This window comes from Streptomyces sp. NPDC088706 (genome assembly GCF_044752765.1).
In the GTDB taxonomy this organism is placed as follows: domain Bacteria; phylum Actinomycetota; class Actinomycetes; order Streptomycetales; family Streptomycetaceae; genus Streptomyces.
Genome location: NZ_JBIVLW010000007.1, coordinates 134,245 through 155,738, shown reverse-complemented (window position 1 = coordinate 155,738; position 21,494 = coordinate 134,245). Strand labels below are relative to the sequence as shown.

At 72.1% G+C, this 21,494-nt stretch carries 17 protein-coding genes and 1 riboswitch; of the genes, 6 read left to right on the top strand and 11 right to left on the bottom strand.

Annotation, left to right across the window (positions count from 1 at the left end):
* Positions 1-108: 108 nt before the first annotated feature.
* The 7 genes from ACIQAK_RS18945 to ACIQAK_RS18915 form a co-directional block, all read right to left on the bottom strand.
* Complete coding sequence (locus ACIQAK_RS18945) at positions 109-486, bottom strand: DoxX family protein (RefSeq protein ID WP_366389128.1); 378 nt, start codon at positions 484-486, stop codon at positions 109-111.
* A gap of 84 nt (positions 487-570) precedes the next feature.
* The gene (locus tag ACIQAK_RS18940; protein ID WP_366389129.1) at positions 571-969 is read right to left on the bottom strand and encodes a DUF6221 family protein; all 399 of its coding nucleotides are present in this window, start codon (positions 967-969) and stop codon (positions 571-573) included.
* 128 nt (positions 970-1,097) lie between these two features.
* The gene (locus tag ACIQAK_RS18935; RefSeq protein WP_366389130.1) at positions 1,098-1,553 is read right to left on the bottom strand and encodes a VOC family protein; all 456 of its coding nucleotides are present in this window, start codon (positions 1,551-1,553) and stop codon (positions 1,098-1,100) included.
* Between the two features lie 14 nt (positions 1,554-1,567).
* Positions 1,568-3,142 (bottom strand): MFS transporter, encoded by a 1,575-nt coding sequence (locus ACIQAK_RS18930; protein WP_366389131.1) that lies wholly within the window; start codon positions 3,140-3,142, stop codon positions 1,568-1,570.
* 158 nt (positions 3,143-3,300) lie between these two features.
* Positions 3,301-4,314 carry an FAD-dependent monooxygenase gene (locus ACIQAK_RS18925; RefSeq protein ID WP_366389132.1) on the bottom strand — a complete coding sequence of 338 codons (1,014 nt, stop codon included), beginning with the start codon at positions 4,312-4,314 and terminating at the stop codon, positions 3,301-3,303.
* A complete protein-coding gene (locus ACIQAK_RS18920) occupies positions 4,311-4,838 on the bottom strand; it encodes an isoprenylcysteine carboxyl methyltransferase family protein (protein WP_366389133.1) in 528 nt (175 codons plus the stop codon). Before ACIQAK_RS18920 ends, ACIQAK_RS18925 begins: the two co-directional genes overlap by 4 nt.
* Before the next feature lie 65 nt (positions 4,839-4,903).
* Positions 4,904-5,956, bottom strand: a complete 1,053-nt coding sequence (locus ACIQAK_RS18915) for a 3-oxoacyl-[acyl-carrier-protein] synthase III C-terminal domain-containing protein (protein ID WP_366389134.1) — start codon at positions 5,954-5,956, stop codon at positions 4,904-4,906.
* A gap of 118 nt (positions 5,957-6,074) precedes the next feature.
* Between ACIQAK_RS18915 and ACIQAK_RS18910 the strand changes: the two genes are divergently transcribed.
* From ACIQAK_RS18910 to ACIQAK_RS18895, 4 genes are all read left to right on the top strand, one after another.
* On the top strand, positions 6,075-6,980 hold the full coding sequence (locus tag ACIQAK_RS18910; RefSeq protein ID WP_366389135.1) for a UbiA family prenyltransferase: 906 nt from the start codon (positions 6,075-6,077) through the stop codon (positions 6,978-6,980).
* 164 nt (positions 6,981-7,144) lie between these two features.
* Positions 7,145-10,096: a CARDB domain-containing protein gene (locus tag ACIQAK_RS18905; RefSeq protein ID WP_366389136.1), complete on the top strand. Its 2,952-nt coding sequence runs from the start codon at positions 7,145-7,147 to the stop codon at positions 10,094-10,096.
* Positions 10,097-10,217: 121 nt separating this feature from the next.
* On the top strand, positions 10,218-11,297 hold the full coding sequence (locus tag ACIQAK_RS18900; protein ID WP_366389137.1) for a dihydrodipicolinate reductase: 1,080 nt from the start codon (positions 10,218-10,220) through the stop codon (positions 11,295-11,297).
* Complete coding sequence (locus ACIQAK_RS18895; RefSeq protein WP_366389138.1) at positions 11,294-11,773, top strand: carboxymuconolactone decarboxylase family protein; 480 nt, start codon at positions 11,294-11,296, stop codon at positions 11,771-11,773. The genes ACIQAK_RS18900 and ACIQAK_RS18895 overlap by 4 nt, the downstream gene beginning before the upstream one ends.
* Before the next feature lie 85 nt (positions 11,774-11,858).
* Here the strand turns inward: ACIQAK_RS18895 and ACIQAK_RS18890 are convergent, their stop codons facing one another.
* The gene (locus ACIQAK_RS18890) at positions 11,859-13,502 is read right to left on the bottom strand and encodes a GMC oxidoreductase (protein ID WP_366389139.1); all 1,644 of its coding nucleotides are present in this window, start codon (positions 13,500-13,502) and stop codon (positions 11,859-11,861) included.
* 147 nt (positions 13,503-13,649) lie between these two features.
* Complete coding sequence (locus tag ACIQAK_RS18885; RefSeq protein WP_366389140.1) at positions 13,650-14,489, bottom strand: transglycosylase SLT domain-containing protein; 840 nt, start codon at positions 14,487-14,489, stop codon at positions 13,650-13,652.
* Positions 14,490-14,494: 5 nt separating this feature from the next.
* Positions 14,495-14,679: riboswitch (cyclic di-AMP (ydaO/yuaA leader) on the bottom strand.
* Between the two features lie 451 nt (positions 14,680-15,130).
* Here ACIQAK_RS18885 and ACIQAK_RS18880 point away from each other — a divergent pair.
* Positions 15,131-16,522, top strand: coding sequence for an FAD-dependent oxidoreductase (locus ACIQAK_RS18880; protein WP_366389141.1), 1,392 nt, complete (start codon positions 15,131-15,133; stop codon positions 16,520-16,522).
* A 19-nt stretch (positions 16,523-16,541) separates the two neighbouring features.
* Here ACIQAK_RS18880 and ACIQAK_RS18875 read toward each other — a convergent pair whose 3' ends face one another.
* The gene (locus tag ACIQAK_RS18875; RefSeq protein WP_366389142.1) at positions 16,542-19,148 is read right to left on the bottom strand and encodes a SpoIIE family protein phosphatase; all 2,607 of its coding nucleotides are present in this window, start codon (positions 19,146-19,148) and stop codon (positions 16,542-16,544) included.
* 87 nt (positions 19,149-19,235) lie between these two features.
* Positions 19,236-19,937, bottom strand: a complete 702-nt coding sequence (locus tag ACIQAK_RS18870; protein WP_401848439.1) for a hypothetical protein — start codon at positions 19,935-19,937, stop codon at positions 19,236-19,238.
* Positions 19,938-20,066: 129 nt separating this feature from the next.
* On the opposite strand from ACIQAK_RS18870, the gene ACIQAK_RS18865 reads away from it, so the two are divergent.
* Positions 20,067-21,446: a helix-turn-helix transcriptional regulator gene (locus tag ACIQAK_RS18865; RefSeq protein WP_366389143.1), complete on the top strand. Its 1,380-nt coding sequence runs from the start codon at positions 20,067-20,069 to the stop codon at positions 21,444-21,446.
* Positions 21,447-21,494 lie beyond the last annotated feature (48 nt).

The window sequence follows — 21,494 nt, the reverse complement described above, 5'->3', positions numbered from 1 at the left end:
CTTCCGGCGACGCTACACGGCGGGATCACTCCTCACCAGAGAGCAACGCCATTTTGCCGTGGATCTTCCTCCGGTCGGTTGGCTCGAACCGCACCGGCCGCACCCCGTTCAGGGTGCGTCGGCGCCCCGGGCGACGCTGCGCGCCCACAGCACCAGGGGCAGTTGGAGGGGCAGCCTGGCAAGGGCGGCGGCCCGCTGCGGCCGGGGCCGGTGGCGCCAGTCCACGGCCATCCGCACATTGGCCGGAAACACCCCGACGAAGAAGCCCGCGGTCGCCCGGGCGGCGGCGCCCCGCGTGCGGGGGTGTACGAGGCCCGCGGCGAGGGCGAATTCCACCACTCCGCTGGCGTACGTCCAGGTTCGGGGCTCGCCGGGCAGGATCCGGGGCACGGTGGAGTCGAACGCCTTCGGGACGGCGAAGTGGAGCACCCCCGCTCCCGCCATGAGTCCGGCGAGCAGCAGCGGGGAACGCGTCCGGGGGGACATGGGCACTCCAGGGGTGTCGAAGGGGCCGGGAACTCGACTTACTTGCGAGTAAGTTACCGGTTCCCGGCATCCTCCGCGTCCCCGCTACTGGATGAACCGGGGCAGCCACCGGGCCTGGTAGTCCGGGTGCCCGGCGTACTCGGCGGCCAGCTGGCGTACGGCGAAGCCCAGGCCCACCGCCCGGCCGGAGCGGAAGTCCTGGGCCGGGCGGTCGGTGTCCAGCTCGGCGACCTCGACGTACTCGCCCAGCAGCACCCGGTGCGTCTCGATGCGCTCCAGGGTGCGCGCGGGGTCCTGGAGGGCGATGTGGCGGTCGAAGCCGCGGTCCCGCACGGTGAACGCGACGCCACCTGTGCGGTCGTGGACCTCGCCGGGCACATCCGCCGGGCACCGCCACCGGTCCCCGCCGGCAGCCAGGGCGACCTGCTCCTCATCGGCGAGACGCGCCCGGACGAAGGCCACCATGTCTGTGTTGCCGGCCATTGGATGCTGCTCCCTCGTGTCCATGGATCACTGCGGTGATACGGGAGCATTGTGGTGGACCGGAGCGGCGCTATCCACCACGGCGGCCGGCGGGCGGTGTGCGGACGAGGGGAAGCGGAGCCAGCGCTTCAGTCCGCCGTCTCCCCCGCGCCCTCCGTCGCCTGGCCGGCCAGGACCTGGTGCAGGGGTTCGGTGAGCCGGCGGCGGTACTCCTGTACGGCCCAGCCGTTGCCGTCCGGGTCGGTGAAGTACATGAACGTGGCCCCGTCCTCCGCGGCGTACCGCTGGGGTTCGGAGACCTCGACCCCACGGGCGACGAGCTCCGCGTGGGCGGCCTCGATGTCGGTGACGCAGAGCTGGAGGCCGTGGTACGTGCCCGGTCGCGGGTCCCCCGTCGGGTTGGGCACGCCGTCGGTCAGGGCGATCGAGCAGCCCGAGCCGGGCGGGGTGAGCTGGACGACGCGCGCGCCCGGCATCACCTCGCCGTCGATGTCCACGTGGAAGCCCACCTTGTCCCGGTAGAAGTCGCGGGCCCGGTCCAGGTCGGTCACGGGGAGCACGATCACTTCGAGCGTCCAGTCCATGGCGGTAAGCCCTTTCACTTCGTCGGAAGGTCCCGGGAGGCATCATCCTGCCCCGCGGTGGCGTCCCCCTGGAGCCGGGCCAGGTCGGAGGGGCGGACCTGGATGACCAGGAGGGCGACCAGGGCGGCGAGTACGGCGAAGCAGGCCGCGACGACGAAGGCGCTGGAGACGCCCGAGGTCAGGACCTGGTCCCCCCAGGGCGGTGGCAGCTCCCCGGTCCTGCGGAACTGCACCAGCTGTGCCGGGGTGGCCTGTTCCAGGAACCCCGGCACCTGGTCGGTGGCCTCGCGGCGGCTGGCCGTGCCGAACATGGTCACCAGGATGGACAGTCCGAGCGAGCCGCCGACCTGCTGGGTCGCGTTGAGGATGCCGGAGGCGGCGCCCGCCTCCTTCGGGGCGACGCCGGAGACCGCCATCAGGGTCAGCGAGACGAACTGCATGCCCATGCCCAGGCCGAAGACGAGCATCGGGCCGAGGATGGAGCCGAGGTAGGAGCTGTGGACATCGGTCAGGGTGAGCCAGCCGAGCCCGATGGCGGCCAGCAGCGCGCCCGCCACCATGAAGGGCTTGGGCCCCCACCTGGGCAGCAGTTGGGAGGCCAGGCCCGCGCCGATCGCGATGATGACGCTGACCGGCAGGAAGGCGAGTCCGGCGCGCAGCGGGCTGAAGTCCAGCACGTTCTGGACGAAGAGCGTCAGGAAGAAGAACATCCCGAACATCGCCGCGGCGAGGCTGAGCATCATGGCGTACGTTCCGGCGCGATTGCGGTCGCGGAACATCCAGAGCGGCGTGATCGGCTGCCGGGAGCGGCTTTCGATCCCGATGAAGAGCGCCAGGAGCACGACGGCGGCGGCGAAGGAGCCGAGGGTGAGCGGGTCGCTCCAGCCGTCCTCGGAGGCGCGGATGAAGCCGTAGACGAGCAGCACCATGCCGACCGTGGACGTGAGGGCGCCGAGGACGTCGAAGTGGCCCGGATGGCGTTCGGACTCGCGGATGTAGCGGGGGGTGGCGAACGCGATGAGCAGACCGATGGGGACGTTGACGAAGAGGACCCAGCGCCAGTCGAGCCACTCGACGAGCACCCCGCCCGCCAGCAGCCCGATCGCGCTGCCGCCCGCCGAGACCGCGGCGAAGACCCCGAACGCGCGGTTGCGTTCGGGGCCCTCGCGGAAGGTCGTGGTGATCAGTGACAGCGCGGTCGGCGAGGCGATGGCACCGCCGACACCCTGGAGCGCGCGGGCGGCCAGCAGCTGCCAGGACTCCTGGGACAGTCCGCCGAGCAGCGAGGCGAGGACGAAGAGCAGCACACCGAAGATGAAGACGCGGCGGCGGCCGAGGATGTCACCGAGCCGTCCGCCGAGCAGCAGCAGTCCGCCGAAGGTCAGCGTATAGGCGTTGACCACCCAGGACAGGCTCTCGGTGGAGAAGCCCAGGGACGTCTGCATGTGGGGAAGCGCGATGTTGACGATGGTGATGTCGAGAACCACCATCAGCTGGCACGAGGCGATGACCAGGAGTGCCGGTCCGCTGCCGCGGCCCCGTTCGCCGGGGCGGGCAGTGTTCGCGGGTGTCGCGTGGGAGCCCGTCATGGATCAGTCCGTCTCTCGTTCCGAGGGCGCTGCCCCCGCGGGGGCGGTCGGTCTCTCCGTCGGCCGGATGAACGCGGGCGTTCACCCGATCGACGTTATGACGGAACCGGGAGCCCCGCCATTCGATCACCGGGGGGGGCGGATCGGACCGTGCCCGCTCACTGGAGCGCGTGGACCGCCGTGCGGAAGAGGGCAGGCGCGCGGTGGGCCGCCGCGACGATCAGCCGGCGCGACGCGGGGCGGCCCGCGGCGCTCAGCAGGGCCTGGGTCAGAAGCCGGTAGCGGCGGGTCGCCCTCGTCCACTGCGCCGGATAGTCCTCGGGACGGCCGGCGACCAGGCAGCCGACGGCCGCCGTCGCGGTGGTCACGGCGAGGGCGATGCCCTCCCCGGTGAGCGCGTCGGTGTAGCCCGCCGCGTCGCCCACCAGCAGGACACGCCCGGCCCGTGGCCCCCGCGCCCGCTGCCGCAGGGGACCCGCCCCGCGTACGGGGGTGGCGTCGGGGCCGGTCAGCCGGGCGGCGAGGGCCGGGAAGGCGGCCAGATGCTGTTCGTAGGGGCGGCGGTCGCGGCTGAGCACGGCCACGCCCACCAGCTGCCCGCCGACGGGGGTCACGTACGCCTCGGCGTGCGGGGACCAGTGCACCTCGACCAGGTCCGTCCAGGGGGCGGTGCGGTAGTGGCGGCGCAGCCCGTAGCGACCGGGCCCGGGGAGGGGGTGATCGAGGCCGAGGGCGCGCCGCAGCGGCGAGTGGAGCCCGTCGGCGGCGATGAGCCAGCGCGCGGTGAGGCCGGCGGCGGTGACGGTGTCCGCGCCCTGGCGGACCTCCCCTGCCTTGCCCTCCACGATGCGTACGCCGAGGGCTTCGGCCCGCTCGTGCAGGGCCGCGTGCAGGGCGGTGCGGCGCACGCCCAGCCCGTACGCGCCCCGGAACGCCGCTTCCGCACCGCGTTGTCCGTCCGTGTACCGGATGCCGCGCAGGGGGTGTCCGGCCGGGTGCACGCCGAGGCGGTGCAGGGCCGCGAGGCCGCCGGGCATGATGCCCTCGCCGCAGGCCTTGTCCACGGGGGCGGGGCGGGGTTCGACGACCACCGCCTCCAGACCGGCCTGGGCGGCGCGGATCGCTGCGGCCAGCCCGGCCGGGCCGCCTCCCGCGACCAGGATGTCGATCACACCCGTACGTCCGCCACCGGGAGGCGGGCCAGCGCCTCGTCCTCGCACCGGATCCGGACGACCATCAGGACGGCGTTGAGCGCGGTGAAGACCAGCGCGGTCAGCCAGGCCCCGTGGACCAGGGGCAGCGCGACGCCCTCGGCGGCGACGGCGACGTAGTTGGGATGGCGCAGCCACCGGTAGGGGCCCCCGGTGACCAGGGGCAGCCCGGGGACGACGATGACGCGGGTGTTCCACCGGGGGCCGAGCGCGGTGATGCACCACCAGCGCAGCAGTTGCGCCGCGACGACCACGGCCGCCATGGTCCAGCCGACGGCGGGCAGGAAGGGGCGGCCGGCGAGGTGGACCTCGGCCAGGCAGCCGGCCAGCAGGGCGGTGTGCAGGACGACCATCGCCGGGTAGTGGCCGCTGCCGGCCTCGGTGCCGCCGCGGGCCAGGCTCCAGCGGGTGTTGCGCCGGGCGACGACGAGTTCGGCCAGGCGCTCGACGGCGACGGCGAGCACCAGGGCGGTGTACCAGATCATGCGGCGCTCCAGTTCACGGGCGGCGGGCCGGGAGGTGTCCGGCGGGTGATGTGCTCGCTCCCCTCCTACCAGCGCAGCAGCACCAGTTCGCAGCAGAAGCCCGGGCCCATGGCCAGCAGGAGCCCCGGGGTGCCCGGTTCGGGACGGCGGTGTTCGAGGGTGTCGCGCAGGACGTGCAGGACCGAGGAGGAGGAGAGGTTGCCGACGTCGGCCAGCGAGCGCCAGGTGACGTCCAGCGCCCCCTCGGGCAGGTCGAGGACCTCGGTGACGGTCTCCAGGACCTTGGGGCCGCCGGGGTGGCAGACCCAGTGGGCGATGTCCTTCGGCTTGAGGCCGTGTTCGTCGAGGAACTCCCGTACGTCGTCGGCGAGGTACCGGCGTACGACATCGGGCACGGCCGGGTCGAGGACCACGCTGAATCCGCCCGAGCCGATGTCCCAGCCCATCACGTGCTCGGTCTCCGGGTACATCCGGCTGCGGGTGGCCACGATCTCGGGTCCGGCGACCGCCCGGCGGCCGCCGAGGGCGACCACCGCGGCCGCCCCGTCGCCGAAGAGGGCGGTGGCCACCAGATTGGCGGGGGTCACGTCGTGGCGCTGGAAGGTGAGGGAGCACAGCTCGACCGAGAGGAGGACGGCGACGTCGTCGGGACGGCCGAGGAGGTAGTCGTGGATGCGGGCGATCCCGGCCGCGCCGGCGACGCAGCCGAGGCCGAAGACCGGCAGTCGTTTCACGTCGGACCGCAGGCCGAGGCGGGCCACCAGCCGGGCGTCGACGGAGGGCGCCGCGATGCCGGTGACGGAGGTGAACATCAGCAGGTCCACATCGGTGGGGCGCAGCCCCGCCGCGCGCAGTGCGCCGCGTACGGCCTGGCCCCCGAGGTCGACGGCCGAGCGGATGAACACGTCGTTGGCGGAGCCGAAGCCGTCCAGGTCGCGGTAGCCGTCCAGCGGCAGCACGGTGTGCCGGGTGCGGACGCGGGCGTTCTCGTGGAGCCGGTCCAGGACGCGGCGGTCGGCGCCGGGCGGCAGACAGGTCCCGGCCACCATGTCGGTGACGTCGCGCTGGGCGTGGCGGTGGGGCGGCAGGGCCCCGTGGACCGCGGCGATCCGGGTCATTGCGGCTCCTGCGTCGGGGGCGTCATCACCCCATCCTGCCCAGAAAGGCGGAGGAATCCCGGTAACGGAACCGCGCGGCCGTCGTGTTGAGCGGCCCGCGGGTCTCTACGATCGCCGGATGGACGCCACGGGCGGGGCAAGGGAGTGCGCGGCGGATCCCGGCCGGACGCACCCGAGGACGTCCACGGCGGCGGCCCGGTGGCCGGGCCGCGCGGCGGGGCTGGCGCTCGCCTGCCATCCGGGGCCGGTGGTGGCGGTGACCGCGCTCGCCTGCGCCCTGGCCGTCGGGGCGGGCCTCTCCCCGGCGCGGCTCGCCCTGGTCGGGGCGGCCGTGCTGACCGGGCAGCTCTCGGTGGGCTGGTGCAACGACGCGTACGACGCGGCGCGCGATGCCCGGGCCGGGCGCCGGGGGAAGCCGGCCGCCGACGGTGCGGTCTCCGTCCGCGCGGTGTGGGCTGCGGCGGCGGTGACGCTCGTCCTGTGCGTACCGCTCTCCCTGGCCTGCGGTCTTCTCGCCGGTACGGTGCACCTGGCCGCGGTGGCGGCCGCCTGGCTCTACAACCTGAGGCTGAAGGCCACGGCGCTCTCCTGGCTGCCGTACGCCGCCGGATTCGCCGCGCTCCCCTCGCTGGTGACGCTCAGTCTGCCCGACGCGCCCTGGCCGCGCTGGTGGACGGTGACCGCGGGGGCGCTGCTGGGGTGCGCGGCCCATCTGGGCGACACCCTCCCGGACATCGAGGAGGACCGGGCCGCCGGCATCCGAGGGCTGCCGCACCGGCTCGGCTCCACGGGGACCCGGCTGCTGCTGCCGGTTCCGCTCCTCGCGGCCACGGCCGTCCTGGTGCTGGGCCCGCCCGGTCCGGTGGACGCCCGGTCCGCTGCCGTCCTGGCCCTCGCCGGTGCGGCGGCGCTCCTGGGGCCGGTGCTCGGCAGGTGGTGGCACAAGGCCGCGCTGGCGGGAGCGGTGGCCGTGGCGGCGGCGGACCTGGCGCTTCTCCTGGCGCGCGGCACAGCGCTGTCCTGAACAGCGCGCCTCGGCCCGTCTTCCGACCCCGCGTCACCCGCCCGTTGGGTTGACGTGAGCATGCGAGAACCGTTGACAAATCAGAAACAGACCAGAAATCTATCAACCGCTGCTTGCAAAACATTGACTGCATGGCTCAAATATCTGTGGAAGCCGAGGACAGCATGAGATGGAAACGACTCACCGGACGATCGGTCACCGGCCTGCTCATCGCCGGGCTGGTCACCGCCGGCCTCCTGCCCGTCCAGGCGGCGGCGGCTGAACCGACCGACCTGGCCCGGGGCAAGAGCGTCACCGCCAGCGGATCGCACGGCGGCTTCCCCGTCGCCAACGCCAACGACGGCCAGGTGAACTCCTACTGGGAGTCGAACGGGCACCCGGCCACCCTCACGGTGAAGCTGGGCGCCGACGCGGATCTCCGGTCCGTGGTGATCAAACTGAACCCGGACCCGGTCTGGGCCACCAGGGCCCAGGAGTTCCAGGTGCTCGGCCGGACCCAGAACGGCACCGGCTTCACCTCGCTGAAGGCTCGCGCCGGCTATGTGTTCAACCCGGCCACCAACCAGAACACGGTGACGGTCCCGGTCAGCGGCAGGGTCGCCGACCTCCAGCTGCAGTTCTTCTCCAACACCGGGGCGCCCGGGGCCCAGGTCGGCGAGATCCAGGTCCTGGGGACGCCCGCGCCCAACCCCGACCTGACCGTGAGCGCCCTGTCCTGGAACCCGTCGGCGCCCTCCGAGACCGACAGCATCACCATCCAGGGGGCCGTCCGGAACGCGGGCTCCGCACCCTCGGCCGCCACCACGGTCCATGTGAGCCTGGGCGGTGCGGTCGTGGGCAGCGCCCCGGTCGGCCCGCTCGCGACGGGGGCGTCGGCCCCGGTCTCGGTCGCGGTCGGCAAGCGGCCGCAGGGCTCGTACACCGTATCGGCGCTGGTGGACCCGACCGACACGATCGTCGAGTCGGACGACTCCAACAACAGCCGCACCACCGCCTCCCCGCTGGTGGTGGGCCAGAGCCCCGGCCCCGACCTGGAGGTCCGCTCCATCACCTCCAGCCCGTCCAATCCGGCCGTCGGCGCGGCGGTCAGCTTCACCGTGGCGGTGCACAACCGCGGGACCGGTGCGGTGAGCGTGGGCACGGTCACCCGGCTGACGGTGGGCTCCACCACGCTCGACGGCACGGCCCCGGCCATCGCGGCGGGCGCCACGGCGAACGTCGCCATCGGCGGCAGCTGGACGGCGGCCGGCGGCGGGGCCACGCTGAGCGCCACGGCCGACGCGACGAACCTGGTGGCGGAGACCAGCGAGACCAACAACGTGTTCGCCCGCTCCATCGTCGTCGGACGCGGCGCCGCGGTGCCGTACACGGAGTACGAGGCGGAGGACGCCGCCTACCGGGGCTCGCTGCTCACGTCGGACGCCGAGCGGACCTTCGGCCACACCGACTTCGCCACCGAGTCCTCCGGCCGCAAGTCGGTCCGGCTCAACTCCACGGGCGATTTCGTGGAGTTCACCTCGACCAACGCGTCGAACTCCATCGTCGTACGCAACTCCGTCCCGGACGCGGCGGGCGGTGGCGGCCGTGCGGCGACCATCAGCCTCTACGCGAACGGACAGTTCGTCCGCAAGCTCGACCTCTCCTCCAAGTACAGCTGGCTGTACGGGAACACCGACAGCCCGGAGGGGCTCACCAACAGGCCGGGCGGCGACGCGCGGCGGCTGTTCGACGAGTCGCACGCCCTGCTCGCCCAGACCTACCCGGCGGGCACCAGGTTCCGTCTCCAGCGGGACGCCGCCGACGACGCCGCGTTCCACATCATCGACCTGATCGACCTGGAGCAGGTGGCCGCGCCCAAGGCCCAGCCGCCGGGCTGCGTCTCCATCACGACGTACGGCGCCGTGGCGAACGACGGGATCGACGACACCGCCGCCATCCAGCGCGCGGTGACGGCCGACCAGAACGGCCAGATCGGCTGCGTCTGGATTCCGGCGGGCCAGTGGCGCCAGGAGCAGAAGATCCTCACGGACGACCCGCTGAACCGGGGACAGTGGAACCAGGTGGGCATCCGTGACGTGACGGTCCGGGGCGCGGGCATGTGGCACTCGCAGCTCTACACGCTGACCCCGCCGCACGAGGCGGGCGGGATCAATCACCCGCACGAGGGAAACTTCGGTTTCGACATCGACGAGAGCACGCAAATCTCCGACATAGCGATCTTCGGCTCCGGCACCATCCGCGGCGGTGACGGCAACCACGAGGGCGGCGTCGCGCTCAACGGCCGGTTCGGCAAGAACACGAAGATCAGCAACGTGTGGATCGAGCACACCAACGTGGCCGTCTGGGCGGGCCGCGACTTCGACAACATCCCCGATCTGTGGAACCCGGGCGACGGGGTCGAGTTCACCGGGATGCGGATCCGCAACACCTACGCCGACGGCATCAACTTCGCCAACGGCACCCGCAATTCGACGGTGTACAACTCCTCGTTCCGCAACACGGGTGACGACGCGCTCGCCGTCTGGTCCAGCAAGTACGTCAAGGACCAGTCCGTGGACATCGGCCACGACAACAGCTTCCGCAACAACACCATCCAGCTGCCGTGGCGGGCCAACGGCATAGCGATCTACGGCGGTCACGGCAACAAGATCGAGAACAACATCATCTCCGACACCATGAACTACCCGGCCATCATGCTGGCGACCGACCACGACCCGCTGCCCTTCTCCGGGCAGACGCTGATCGCCAACAACGCGCTGTACCGCACCGGCGGAGCCTTCTGGAACGAGGACCAGGAGTTCGGTGCGATCACCCTCTTCCCGCAGAACCTGCCCATCCCCGGCGTCACGATCCGCGACACCGACATCGTCGACTCGACCTATGACGGCATCCAGTTCAAGACGGGGGGCGGCCTGATGCCGGACGTGAAGATCCAGAACGTCCGGATCGACAAGTCCAACAACGGCTCCGGCATCCTCGCCATGGGCGGTGCCCGCGGCAACGCGACGCTGACCGACGTGACGATCACCAACTCGCGCGACGGCCATGTGCTCATCGAGCCCGGCTCGCAGTTCACGATCGCGGGCAGCCCGAACAGCGCCCGCGCCAAGCGGTAGGCCCCGGTACGGTTCCTGGGCCGGCGGACCGCCGTCGGCCCGGGAGCACCCTCTCCGTCCAGGCGGATCCGGCCCCGTCACGGCTCTGGGAAGTGCGCGGCCCGGCCGCTACCCTCCGCGCATGATTCCCACGGTTGTCTGGGGTACCGGCAACGTCGGCCGCGCGGCGATCCGCGCCGTCGAGGCCCATCCGGCACTGACACTCTCCGCCGTCCTCGTCCACGACCCCGCGAAGGTCGGCCGCGACGCCGGCGAGCTCGGCGGTCTCGGGCGCACGCTCGGGGTCGCGGCCACCGACGACAGCGCGGCCGTCCTGGCCGGCCGCCCCCGCGCGGTGGTGTACGCGGCCTCCGGCGACATCCGCCCCGACGACGCCCTCGCCGACATCGGCCGGGCGGTCCGGGCCGGAGCGGTGGTCGTGACGCCCTCCCTCTATCCGCTCTACGACCAGCGCAACGCCCCGCCGGAGCTGCGCGATCCCCTGCTGGCCGCCGTCGCGGCGGGCGGCGGCTCCCTCTTCGTCTCCGGGGTCGACCCCGGCTGGGGCAACGATGTGCTGCCGCTGCTGGTCAGCGGCCTGGGCACCGAGGTGGACGTGATCCGCTGCCAGGAGATCTTCGACTACTCCACGTACGAGCAGGAGGACTCGGTACGCCATCTGATCGGCATGGGGCACCCGATGGACTACCAGCCGCTGATGCTGGCGCGGAGTGTCCCGACGATGGTGTGGGGCGGTCAGATACGTCTCATGGCCCGGGCCCTGGGCGTCGAACTGGACGAGATCCGCGAGACGCTGGACCGCCGGGCCCTGGAGACGACGGTGCGCACCCGCACGATGGGCGAGTTCGCGGCGGGCACCCAGGGCGCGGTGCGGTTCGAGGTGCAGGGAGTCGTGGACGGGGAGCCCCGCCTCGTCATCGAGCACATCACCCGCATCCATCCCTCGTGCGCACCGGACTGGCCCTCCCCGCCCGACGGGGTGGGCGCGCACCGGGTGGTGATCGAGGGGTGCCCCCGTATCGAGGTGACGGTCGAGTCCTCGGACGAGGGCGAGAACCGGTCGGCGGGCGGCAACGCCACCGCGGTCGGGCGGCTCGTCTCGGCCATCGACTGGCTGGTGGACGCCGAGCCGGGCCTGTACGACGCACTCGACGTCCCGCTGCGGCCTGCGGTGGGCAGGCTGGGAAGGAGACCGGCATGATCATCGACATCCCGGAGGGCCAGGAGCCCATCGGTTACGTCTGGGGGGAGATGGTCCCCGGCATCGGCACGGCCGCCGCCACGTTCTCGATGTCCGTGTACCAGCACACCACGCTGGGCCTGCGGGAGTTCGAGGCGGCGCGGCTGCGGATCGCGCAGATCAACGGGTGCCTGTTCTGCCTGGACTGGCGGACCGAGCGGGACGGGGCGAAGGTCGGGGAGGAGTTCGCGGAGGCGGTGACGCAGTGGCGTACGACGGACGCCTTCGACGAGCGGACCCGGCTGGCGGCGGAGTACGCCGAGCGGTACGCGCTGGACCACCACGGGCTCGACGACGCCTTCTGGAAGCGGATGACCGCGCACTACAGCCAGGTGGAGATCGTGGAGCTGTCCATGAGCATCGGCTCCTGGCTGGCGTTCGGGCGGCTCAACCATGTGCTGGGGATCGACGCCGTGTGTGTTCTGCCCGGGCACTAGGCGCCGGTCGGCCACCCCTGACGGAGTCCGGGGCCGCCGGGTTGGCTCTCCCGGCCCCGGGCTCTCCGTATGCCCGCCGACCGGGCTACAGGTCGGCGGCGATGATCCGTTCGATGTTGCGCTCGGCGAGCGCGGTGATCGTCACGAACGGGTTCACGCTGGTGTTGCCGGGGATCAGCGCGCCGTCGATGACGTACAGGCCCGGGTAGCCGTGCAGCCGGCCGTAGTTGTCGGTGGCCTTGTTCAGGACCGCGCCGCCCAGGGGGTGATAGGTGAGGTGGTCGCCCCAGATCTTGTGGACGCCGAAGAGGTCGGTGCGGTAGATCGTCCCCTCCTTCTTGTTGATCTTGTCGAAGATGGTCTTCGCGGCGTCGATGGACGGCTGCTTCCACGCCGCCTGCCAGTTCAGCTCGGCCCTCCCCGCCGCCGCGTTCCAGCTGAACTCGGCCCGGTGCGGGTTCTTGGTGATGGAGAGGTAGAACGAGGCCCAGGTCTCGATCCCGGTGGGCAGCGGAGCGACTTCGGCGAACGCTCCGCCGGCGTCCCAGTTGTCGATGCCGCCGGTGGGGATGGACGCCTGCACCTTGCCGGTCGGGTCCCAGAGGTGGTTGGCCCGGCCGCACATGACGTTGCCGTTGTCACCCCAGCCCTTGCCGGTCTCGGCGTTGAGGCGGGGCAGCGCTCCGGTCGCCTTGAGGGCGGTCAGCAGCTTGCTGGTGCCGACGCTGCCCGCCGCGAAGAAGACCCTGTCCGCCGTGACGGACTTGGTGGCGGTGGTCCGGCCGGTGGTGTCCAGCTGGTCGATGAGGACCGTGTAACCGCCGCCGGACGCCGGCGAGACGGAGGTGACCTTGTGCAGCGGGGTGATGGTGACCCGGCCGGTGGCCCTGATCCGGTCGATGTAGGTCTTCTGGAGCGACTTCTTGCCGTAGTTGTTGCCGTAGAGGATCTCGGCGTCCAGCGCGGACCTGGGGACGGTCCCGGCCGCCTCCTGCTTCATGTAGTCCCAGTCGTACACGGCGGGTACGAAGAGGAACGGGAAGCCGGAGCGCTGCGCGTGCTTCCGGCCGACCCGGGCGTACTGGTAGCAGTCGACGGTGTCGAACCACGCGGGGTCGATGGTGGTGACCCCGAGGCCCGCGTTGGCGCGCGGGTAGAACGTGCTGTACATCTCAGCGGCGTCGACCGACGGGAGGATGGCGGCGAAGTTCTCCCGGCGGGGCGTGACGGCCATGCCGCCGTTGACCAGCGAGCCGCCGCCGACCCCGCGCCCCTGGTAGACGGTGATGCCGGCGAACTCCTCGGCGTCCAGTATCCCGGTGTAGCGGTTGACGTGTCTGTCGATCGGGAAGCCGAGGAAGTTGCTGAGCGGCTGCTTCGTCCTGGTGCGGAGCCAGAAGGAGCGGTCGTCCGGCCTGGTGGTGTTGGCGAAGATCTTGCCGTCCGCGCCGGGGGTGTCCCAGGCCATGCCCATCTCGACCATGTGCACGTCCGTGCCGGCCTGGGCGAGCCGGAGGGCGGCGACGGAGCCGCCGTATCCGGTGCCGATGATCAGCACCGGCACATGGGCGCCGGAGCCGATCGGGCTCGCTGCCCCCCGGGCCGTGGCCCAGACCGGTGTGGCGGGCCCGGCGAGCGCTGCGGCACCGAGAAGAGAACCTGTTCCTGCGATGAAACTTCGACGGGAGACGCCTCTGGGTGCGCCTTCGTGCAGTTTGGTGTCGTTCATGTGACGTACCTCACTCTCGACGGAGTGCAACAGGTTCTACTGTTGATCGTGTGGTAAGTCACTAGAAACTTAGGGGTAACTTCCCGGTACGCCTGAGGGGCCCCGGACCATGCGGTCCGGGGCCCCTCAGGCGTGGGCGCGGAGGAATCAGTAGGCGCCGAAGACGTTGTCGATCGAGCCGTACCGGTCCGCGGCGTAGTTGCACGCGGCGGTGATGTTGGCGACCGGGTCGTAGCTGTCGGTCGAGGTGCCGGGCACGTGGTACGCCTGGAAGGTCGGGTCGATGACCTGGAGCAGCCCCTTGGACGGGGTGCCCTTCACCGCGTTGGAGTCCCAGTTGTTGATGGCGTTCGGGTTGCCGGAGGACTCGCGGATGATGTTGCGGTGGATGCCCTCGTAGGTGCCGGGGATGCCCCGCTCGGCCATGATCGCCAGGGACTCCTTGATCCAGCCGTCGAGGTCGTTCGTGTACGTGGCGGGAGCGGCGGCGGCCTTGGCCACGGGGGCGGCTGCGGTGCGCTCGGAACGGTCGGCGCGCTCCGCCGTCGCGGTGCGGTCCGCGGCGGGGACGGCGGCCTTGGAAGCCTTGTCGGCCTTGGCGTCTGACGGGGCGGCAGCCTTGGCGCCGATGGTCAGGGTGATACCCGGGTGAATAAGGTTCGGGTTCTCCCCGATGGCCTTCCGGTTGCCTTCGTACAGCTTCTTCCAGCCGCCGCTGACGGAATACTCGCGGGCGATCTTGGAAAGCGTCTCACCGGCCACCACGGAATGCTTGGCGGGCGCGGCCTTCGTCACGGAATTCGCCTGGGCGGTCACGGAGACGGGAGCCACCGCCTTTTCGGCGGCGACGGAGTGCGCGGGGGCCGCGGAGGCGGTGGTGGCGCCGAGCGCCGGGAGGGCCAGAACGGCTCCACCCGTGGTCACGGCGGCGATGCCACGGCTCAGCGAGACGGACTTGGGACGGCGGTGCTTACCCTGTGCGGGCATGGGGGATTTCCTCTCCGGCGCCTACGAGGTGAGCTGTCGGGTTCAGACGGGAGATGTCTGGCCGCATGGTCGTGCGACTTCACCCCTAGCCGTTCCGGAACCGGATCGGCGGCTTACCTGGGTCCCCCGCTCCTGCCGTACGTGAGTGGGTTTCGGATTCCCGGACGGCGGCAGGATTAGGCGTTCCATCCGGATTGACCGTGACCGTAGGCGAAAAACATCGGAAAGAACAAGCCCCGAATTCCGGATCATCTTTCCCCGCAAGATCCAATGAAAGAATTCCCGGCCGCGCCCGTTCCGTCACGGAGTCAACTTTCTTGGCCCAGAAGGGAACCGAACCCGCCTCATCCTCGTCCGCGCCCCCGGACGTGACGCTCGCCACGCCGCACGGGGGTGGCTGAAACAGAGGCGGTCAAAATTACCTAAGAGCCCTAATAGCCCTTTTATGAAATAGAGGTCCAAAAGGCTAAAATCACCCATACCTACCAGCCGAAACGGACTTATCGGGCGGCCATGTAGGCCGGGTCGGTGGCCTCGCGCGGCCAGGGCTTACGGTGTGGGGTGGAGACTTGGTAAGCCCACCCTTACCTCGACGTACGCTGTACCTGCCCGCGTTCGCCCGCCTTAAGGATCACCACGCCATGACACGCCCCGTCCGCGTCGCCATTGTCGGAGCCGGCCCTGCCGGTATCTACGCTGCGGACGCGCTGCTCAAATCCGAGGTCTGCCAGGACCCGGGGGTCTCGATCGACCTGTTCGAGCGCATGCCCGCGCCCTTCGGTCTGATCCGCTACGGCGTGGCCCCCGACCACCCCCGGATCAAGGGCATCGTCAAGGCGCTGCACCAGGTGCTGGACAAGCCGCAGATCCGCCTCTTCGGCAACGTCAGCTACCCGCACGACATCGGCCTGGACGACCTGCGGTCCTTCTACGACGCGGTGATCTTCTCCACCGGTGCCGAGGCCGACCGGGCGCTCGACATCTCCGGCATCGAGCTGGACGGCTCCTACGGCGCGGCCGAGTTCGTCTCCTGGTACGACGGCCACCCCGAGGTCCCGCGCACCTGGCCGCTCACCGCGGAGAAGGTCGCCGTCCTCGGCGTCGGCAACGTGGCGCTGGACGTCGCCCGTGTCCTCGCCAAGACGGCGGACGAGCTGCTGCCGACCGAGATCCCGGACAACGTGTACCAAGGCCTCAAGGCGAACAAGGCGCTGGAGGTGCACGTGTTCGGGCGGCGTGGCCCGGCGCAGGCCAAGTTCAGCCCGATGGAGCTGCGGGAGCTGGACCACTCCCCCAACATCGAGGTCATCGTCAACCCCGAGGACATCGAGTACGACGAGGGCTCCATCGCCACCCGGCGGGAGAACAAGCAGGCCAACATGGTCGCGCAGACCCTGGAGAACTGGGCGATCCGCGATGTGGGCGACCGCCCGCACAAGCTCTTCCTGCACTTCTTCGAGTCCCCGGTGGAGATCCTCGGCGAGGACGGCAAGGTCGTCGCGCTGCGCACGGAACGCACCGAGCTCGACGGCACCGGCAACGTCCGGGGCACGGGGAAGTTCACCGACTGGGACATGCAGAGCGTCTACCGCGCCGTCGGCTACTACTCGGAGGAGCTGCCCAAGCTGCCCTTCGACGTGGCCTCCGGCACCGTCCCGCACGAGGCGGGACGGGTCATCGCCGGTGACGAGCACATGGCTTCGGTCTACGTCACGGGCTGGATCAAGCGCGGCCCGATCGGTCTGATCGGGCACACCAAGGGTGACGCCAACGAGACGGTGGCCTGCCTGCTGGAGGACCGCGCCGCCGGCCGTCTGACCGAGCCCGCGACGCCCGCTCCGGAGGCCGTCGAAACCTTCCTGCAGAGCCGGAACGTCCGCTACACCACCTGGGAGGGCTGGCACCAGCTGGACGCCCATGAGCAGGCGCTCGGTGCGGCCCAGGGCCGTGAGCGGATCAAGGTCGTGGAGCGCGACGGCATGCTGGACGCCTCCGGCGCCTTCGTTCCGGCCGAGCGGCTCTCCGAGCTCTGATCAGCACCACCGTCCGTCGTCAGGCCGGGCCCGGGGCACCCGCCGTGCCGCCCTGGCCCGGACCGCGGAACGTCCGCCACAGGTCCGGCGGGGCGGCGCCGGTGGACGGCCGGTCGGCCTCGGGGGTGTGGGTCCAGCGGGCGGCCAGCAGGATGGCGATGTCGTCGGGGCGGTCCGTGGCCTGCCGGGCCTCCTCGACCATCCGGTTCGCCATCTCGGCCAGCGGGACCGGGCCGATCCCGGCGATGGTGGCGCGCAGCCGTTCGATGCCTTCGTCGATGTCGCTCCCGGGGCGTTCGATGAGCCCGTCGGTGAACAGGGCCAGCACGGCGCCCGGGTCCAGCCGCAGCTCGGTGACCGGGTAGGTCGCCTGCCCGTCGACGCCGAGCACGATGCCGCCGGGCAGGTCCAGCACCTCGGCGCGCCCGTCAGGGTGCCGGAGCACCGGCTGCGGATGCCCGGCGCGTACGGCACGGGCCCGTCCCGTCACCGGGTCCAGGGCGATGTAGCAACAGCTGGCGAACTGTCCCGGGTCGAGGTCGATGAGCAGCCGGTTCGTGCCGCTCATCACCTCCTGCGGGTCGTGGTTGCTGAGGGCGAACGCCCTTACCGCGCTGCGCAGTTGGCCCATGGTGGCGGCAGCCGAGACGCCGTGCCCCTGGACGTCGCCGATGACCAGGGCGAGTTCGTGGCCGGTCTCGATGACGTCGTACCAGTCGCCGCCCACCTCCATGTCCTGGGTGCCGGAGAGATAGCGCCCGAGGGTGTCGACCCCGTCGACCTCCGGCAGCCGGTGCGGCAGCAGGGCGTCCTGCAGCCCCCGGGCCAGCGCCGATTCGCTGTCGTACCGCTGGGCGCGTTGCAGGGCCTGGGCGATGAGCCCGGCCAGGGCGGTCAGCACGGTGCGCTCCTCCGGGCTGAAGCCCCGGGGGCGGTCGAAGCCGAGGATGCACGAGCCGACGGGCCGGCCCGAGGCGATCAGCGGCAGGAACGCCCGCGCCCCGACGTCGGCGTCCATCGGGATGCCCGGGTAGGCGTCGGCCAGACGCTGCATCGACTCGAAGAAGATCGGGCGGCCGGTGGTCAGGGTCTCCACGCCGGGGATGGAGACGTCGAGCCCGACCCCGTCGAAGCGCTCCAGGAACCCTTTGGGGAAACCCGTCTCCCAGGCCAGGTGGAGGTGACGCTCGCTCAGCAGGTAGATGGCGAGCTGCCGGCCGCCGAACGCGGGGAGCAGCTCCTCGGTGACCACCGCGGAGACCTGACGCGCCGTGACCGCCTCGGTGAGCGCGATGGCCAGGGCCACCGGACGGTACAGGGCGGGGGAACGGTCGGCGGTGGAACCGATGCCCAGGCCCGGCGAGGCGACGGAGCCGGGGGCGTACGCCGGTTGCTCCGTGGCCTGGAACACCGCGCTCAGCCCGTCGTGGCCCGGGTACAGCGAGACCGACAGCCAGACGGAGGGGGCCCGCCGGGCGAGGAAGTGGACGGGTTCGTCGGAGATCAGGGCGGCCCGGCAGTGGTCCTCGTACGCCGGGTGCCCGAACCACGGCAGCACCTCCCACACCACGTGGCCGACCAGCTCGGCCCGGGGGCGGTCCAGCAGCTCCTCCGCGAGCGCGTTGGCATAGGTGATGCGTCCGATCCGGTCCAGGGAGACGATCCCCCGGGGCAGCCGGTCGGCCGCCTCCGCGACGACGGGTCCCGCGCCGAAGTCGACGACGAAGCCGGTCAGCCGGCTCTCGGCGCTCTCCCCGTCGGGGTGCGTCCAGCGGCCCGACAGCTCCAGCAGGTGGTAGCGCCCGTCGGGGCCGCGCAACCGCATCCGGCGCACCACCGGGTCGGCCGACTCCACCGCCTGCCGGGCCAGGGCCCACAGCCCGTACACGTCCTCCGGTACGAGGCGTCCGGCGAGGGCGTCGACGGTGCCGGGGAACTCCGCCGGTGCGGTGCCGAAGATCGCGCACAGGTCGTCGTCCGCGGACAGGGCACCGGAGTGCAGGTTCCAGTCGAAGCTGCCGACCCGTACCGGGGGCGCGGGGGCGGCCGGCAGCTGGACGGGGATCGGCTCCCTTTCCCAGACGACGGGGATGGACCGCGACTCCAGATCGGCGAGGGCGGCCCCGAGACGGCGGCCGAGGCGGAGCAGCCGCTGCCCGTCGGCGGGGGCGATCTGCTCACCGGGGGTGGCGGACCGCAGGACGGCGAGCACCCCCGTGCTGCCCTGCGGGCCGGTGATGGGGACCCACAGCGAGCCGAACGGGAACGGCAGCCCCGCCATCAGCTGCGGAAACCGCCGCATGGCCTCCTCCGCGTCGGCGAGCAGCACGGGCCGCCCGGTGCGGTAGGCCTCGGAGACGGGGAACGGCCGGTTCACGTGCATCCGCCACCAGGGCCGGAACAGCGGCCCCGGCAGTCCGGCGAGGACCGCGAGGCGCAGCAGCCCGGGCGTCCCGGTGCGCAGATAGACGCCCCCCGCGTATCCCCCGGCGGACTCGACGGCGCTGACCACTCCCTGCGCGAGTACGAGGGACAGCTCGTCCGGTACTCGGCCGCCGTCGTCTTGCCCGGCCGCGGCCCCGCTTCCGGGGGACGGGGTGGGCCGGGTCGCATCGTGCCGGGTCACACAGCCAGCATGCTCCCCGCAGCGGGGGCCGCGCACGTCGGCGGACCGGCCGGCCGAAGCCGCACCGGCCGGTCCGCCGCCGCGGTCTCAGTGCAGCCTGGCGACAGCGGTGCCGGTCGTCTTCTCGAACCCCTTCAGCGGGGCGCCGTCCAGGTCACCCAGCTGTCCCCACTCCAGAACGGTCACCGTGCGACCGTCCCGGCCGACCGCGTGGAGGCCGATGTCGGTGGAGCCGGCCTCCGGGTGGGAGGTGTCGATGCTGTAGACGTGTGCACCCTCCTCCACGTTCACCCGGCCGTGGTACCGGCTGACGCCATCGAGCCCGGGGTCCTGTTCCTTGAGCCGGTCCAGGCAGCTCGCCAGCGCGGTCCGGAGCTTCGCGGCGAGGGCCTCGGCCTGGGCGGTGGTGGGGGCGACGGTGATCGTCTGCCGGGCCCCGGTGTCCAGCTCGGTGCGGAAGTCCCGGTGACGGGTGCCCGCGGCCGGGGTGGTTCCGGCGGTGCAGTGGGAGCCCTCCGCCGGCAGGCCCTGCTGGACGGGGCCGGCGGCCCAGGGGGTGGGGGAGGCGGGCCACTGCCCGGCGGAGAGGAACTTCGGCACGGCGGGGACCGCGGATGCGGGCGCCGCGGATGCGGGCGCCGCGGATGCGGGCGCCGCGGATGCGGGCGCCGCGGATGCGGGCGCCGCGGATGCGGGCGCCGCGGATGCGGGCGCCGCAGACAGCGCGGTGACGGCCAGGCACGCGGCGGCGGTCAGGAGGGCGGTGCGGATCGTGCGGGTGGTACGCATGGTCGAAATCCCCGTTCAGGTGTCGAGCGGTCAGGTCGGTGGAACGGCACCAGACTGGGGCGGGCGTCCCGGCGTGGACAAGCCTGACGCGGGTTCCGGCGGACCCGGAACCGTCCCACCCCCGGTGACGTGGGTGTTCTCGGTGGGGTGGAACGCGCCCTGGGACGACCGGGGGAGGTCGAGCGGGTGTCGGACGCGTGGGGAACGGGCGAGGAGTCCGCACGGAAGGTGTTGGCGGAGCGGCTGCGGGAGCTGCGGAAGGGGTCGGGCCGGACGTACGCGGGCCTCGCCCGCCGGATCGGGGTCAGCGGCTCGACGCTCCACCGCTACTGCACCGGGCAGACGGTGCCGGCGGAGTTCGCGCCGGTGGAGCGGCTGGCCCGGTTCTGCGGCCGCTCCGGCGAGGAGCGGGAGGCACTGCACCGGCTGTGGTTGAGGGCGGACGCGGAACGGGTGGAGCGGCAGGAGTCGGGGGCGTCGGCGTCTGACACCGGGGCGGGCGGAGACAGGGGTGCGGGCGAGAGCCCGGATACGACGGGTCCGGGCGAGAGCCCGACTGCGACGGGTACGGACGAGAGCCCAACTGCGACGGGTACGGACGAGAGCCCAACTGCGACGGGTACGAAGGCCCTCAGCGGCTCCGTACCACCTGCCGCCACTGCCGTACCCCGCGTACCCGCGCTACCCCCCGAGGAGGACAAGCCTGCGCACGCACCCCGCTCCCCCGCCCTACGCCGGTGGGCCCTGGCGCTGGGCGTCTGCGCCCTCGCCACCGTGGCGCTCGCCACCCTGACCGGGTTCTTCGACGGACCCACCCGGCTCGGGCGCCACGAGCGGCAGCCGCCGGTGGCGCGGCCCGGGGCTGTCCCGTTCACCTGGACCGGTGACGACCACGTCTGGAGGTACGGCTGCGGGCACGCCTACCTCGTCGCCCGTCCTCCGGCCGCCGTCCCGCCGCCACCGGCCGAGGCCGACGCGGAGTCCTGGGCGACGGCGCTCGGCGCGGTGCACGCGGGCGAGACCGGCGTACGGATCACCCTCCAGGGTGCGGACGAGCGGGCGGTGGTCCTGGAAGCCCTGCGGATCCGGGTGGTCGAGCGGCGGGCACCCGCCGCAGGGCGGGTCCACCGGATGAGTTCCGGGTGCGGCGGGGCGCTCACCCCGCGGATGTTCGACGTCGATCTCGACGCGGCGCGGCCCGTGGCCCGGTCCGTCCCCGGCAACGACACGGGCGAGCCCATCGCCCCGGTCTCCTTCCCGTACCGGGTGTCGGCCACGGACCCCGAGGTCCTCCTGATCACCGGGCGTACGGTCCGCTGCGACTGCGACTGGGTCGCGGAGCTGAGCTGGAGCAGTGGGGGCCGGTCCGGCACGGTACGGATGGACGACGGCGGGCGCCCGTTCCGTACGAGTGGGGCGCCGGGCCGGCCCGTCCACGACTACGACTTCGGGGCCCGGCGCTGGATGGTGGGGCCGGAGGACGCCGACGGGCCGCCCGGGGCCGGATGAGGGTGGTGCGGTGGCCGTCCGGGCCCCGCTGCGGCCATCCTGGTGACA

Bases quoted from the DNA above. Each gene is read 5' to 3' on its own strand.
- ACIQAK_RS18945 (WP_366389128.1), bottom strand. From the start codon at position 486: ATGTCCCCCCGGACGCGTTCCCCGCTGCTGCTCGCCGGACTCATGGCG.
- ACIQAK_RS18940 (WP_366389129.1), bottom strand. From the start codon at position 969: ATGGCCGGCAACACAGACATGGTGGCCTTCGTCCGGGCGCGTCTCGCC.
- ACIQAK_RS18935 (WP_366389130.1), bottom strand. From the start codon at position 1,553: ATGGACTGGACGCTCGAAGTGATCGTGCTCCCCGTGACCGACCTGGAC.
- ACIQAK_RS18930 (WP_366389131.1), bottom strand. From the start codon at position 3,142: ATGACGGGCTCCCACGCGACACCCGCGAACACTGCCCGCCCCGGCGAA.
- ACIQAK_RS18920 (WP_366389133.1), bottom strand. From the start codon at position 4,838: ATGATCTGGTACACCGCCCTGGTGCTCGCCGTCGCCGTCGAGCGCCTG.
- ACIQAK_RS18915 (WP_366389134.1), bottom strand. From the start codon at position 5,956: ATGACCCGGATCGCCGCGGTCCACGGGGCCCTGCCGCCCCACCGCCAC.
- ACIQAK_RS18910 (WP_366389135.1), top strand. From the start codon at position 6,075: ATGGACGCCACGGGCGGGGCAAGGGAGTGCGCGGCGGATCCCGGCCGG.
- ACIQAK_RS18905 (WP_366389136.1), top strand. From the start codon at position 7,145: ATGAGATGGAAACGACTCACCGGACGATCGGTCACCGGCCTGCTCATC.
- ACIQAK_RS18900 (WP_366389137.1), top strand. From the start codon at position 10,218: ATGATTCCCACGGTTGTCTGGGGTACCGGCAACGTCGGCCGCGCGGCG.
- ACIQAK_RS18895 (WP_366389138.1), top strand. From the start codon at position 11,294: ATGATCATCGACATCCCGGAGGGCCAGGAGCCCATCGGTTACGTCTGG.
- ACIQAK_RS18890 (WP_366389139.1), bottom strand. From the start codon at position 13,502: ATGAACGACACCAAACTGCACGAAGGCGCACCCAGAGGCGTCTCCCGT.
- ACIQAK_RS18885 (WP_366389140.1), bottom strand. From the start codon at position 14,489: ATGCCCGCACAGGGTAAGCACCGCCGTCCCAAGTCCGTCTCGCTGAGC.
- ACIQAK_RS18880 (WP_366389141.1), top strand. From the start codon at position 15,131: ATGACACGCCCCGTCCGCGTCGCCATTGTCGGAGCCGGCCCTGCCGGT.
- ACIQAK_RS18870 (WP_401848439.1), bottom strand. From the start codon at position 19,937: ATGCGTACCACCCGCACGATCCGCACCGCCCTCCTGACCGCCGCCGCG.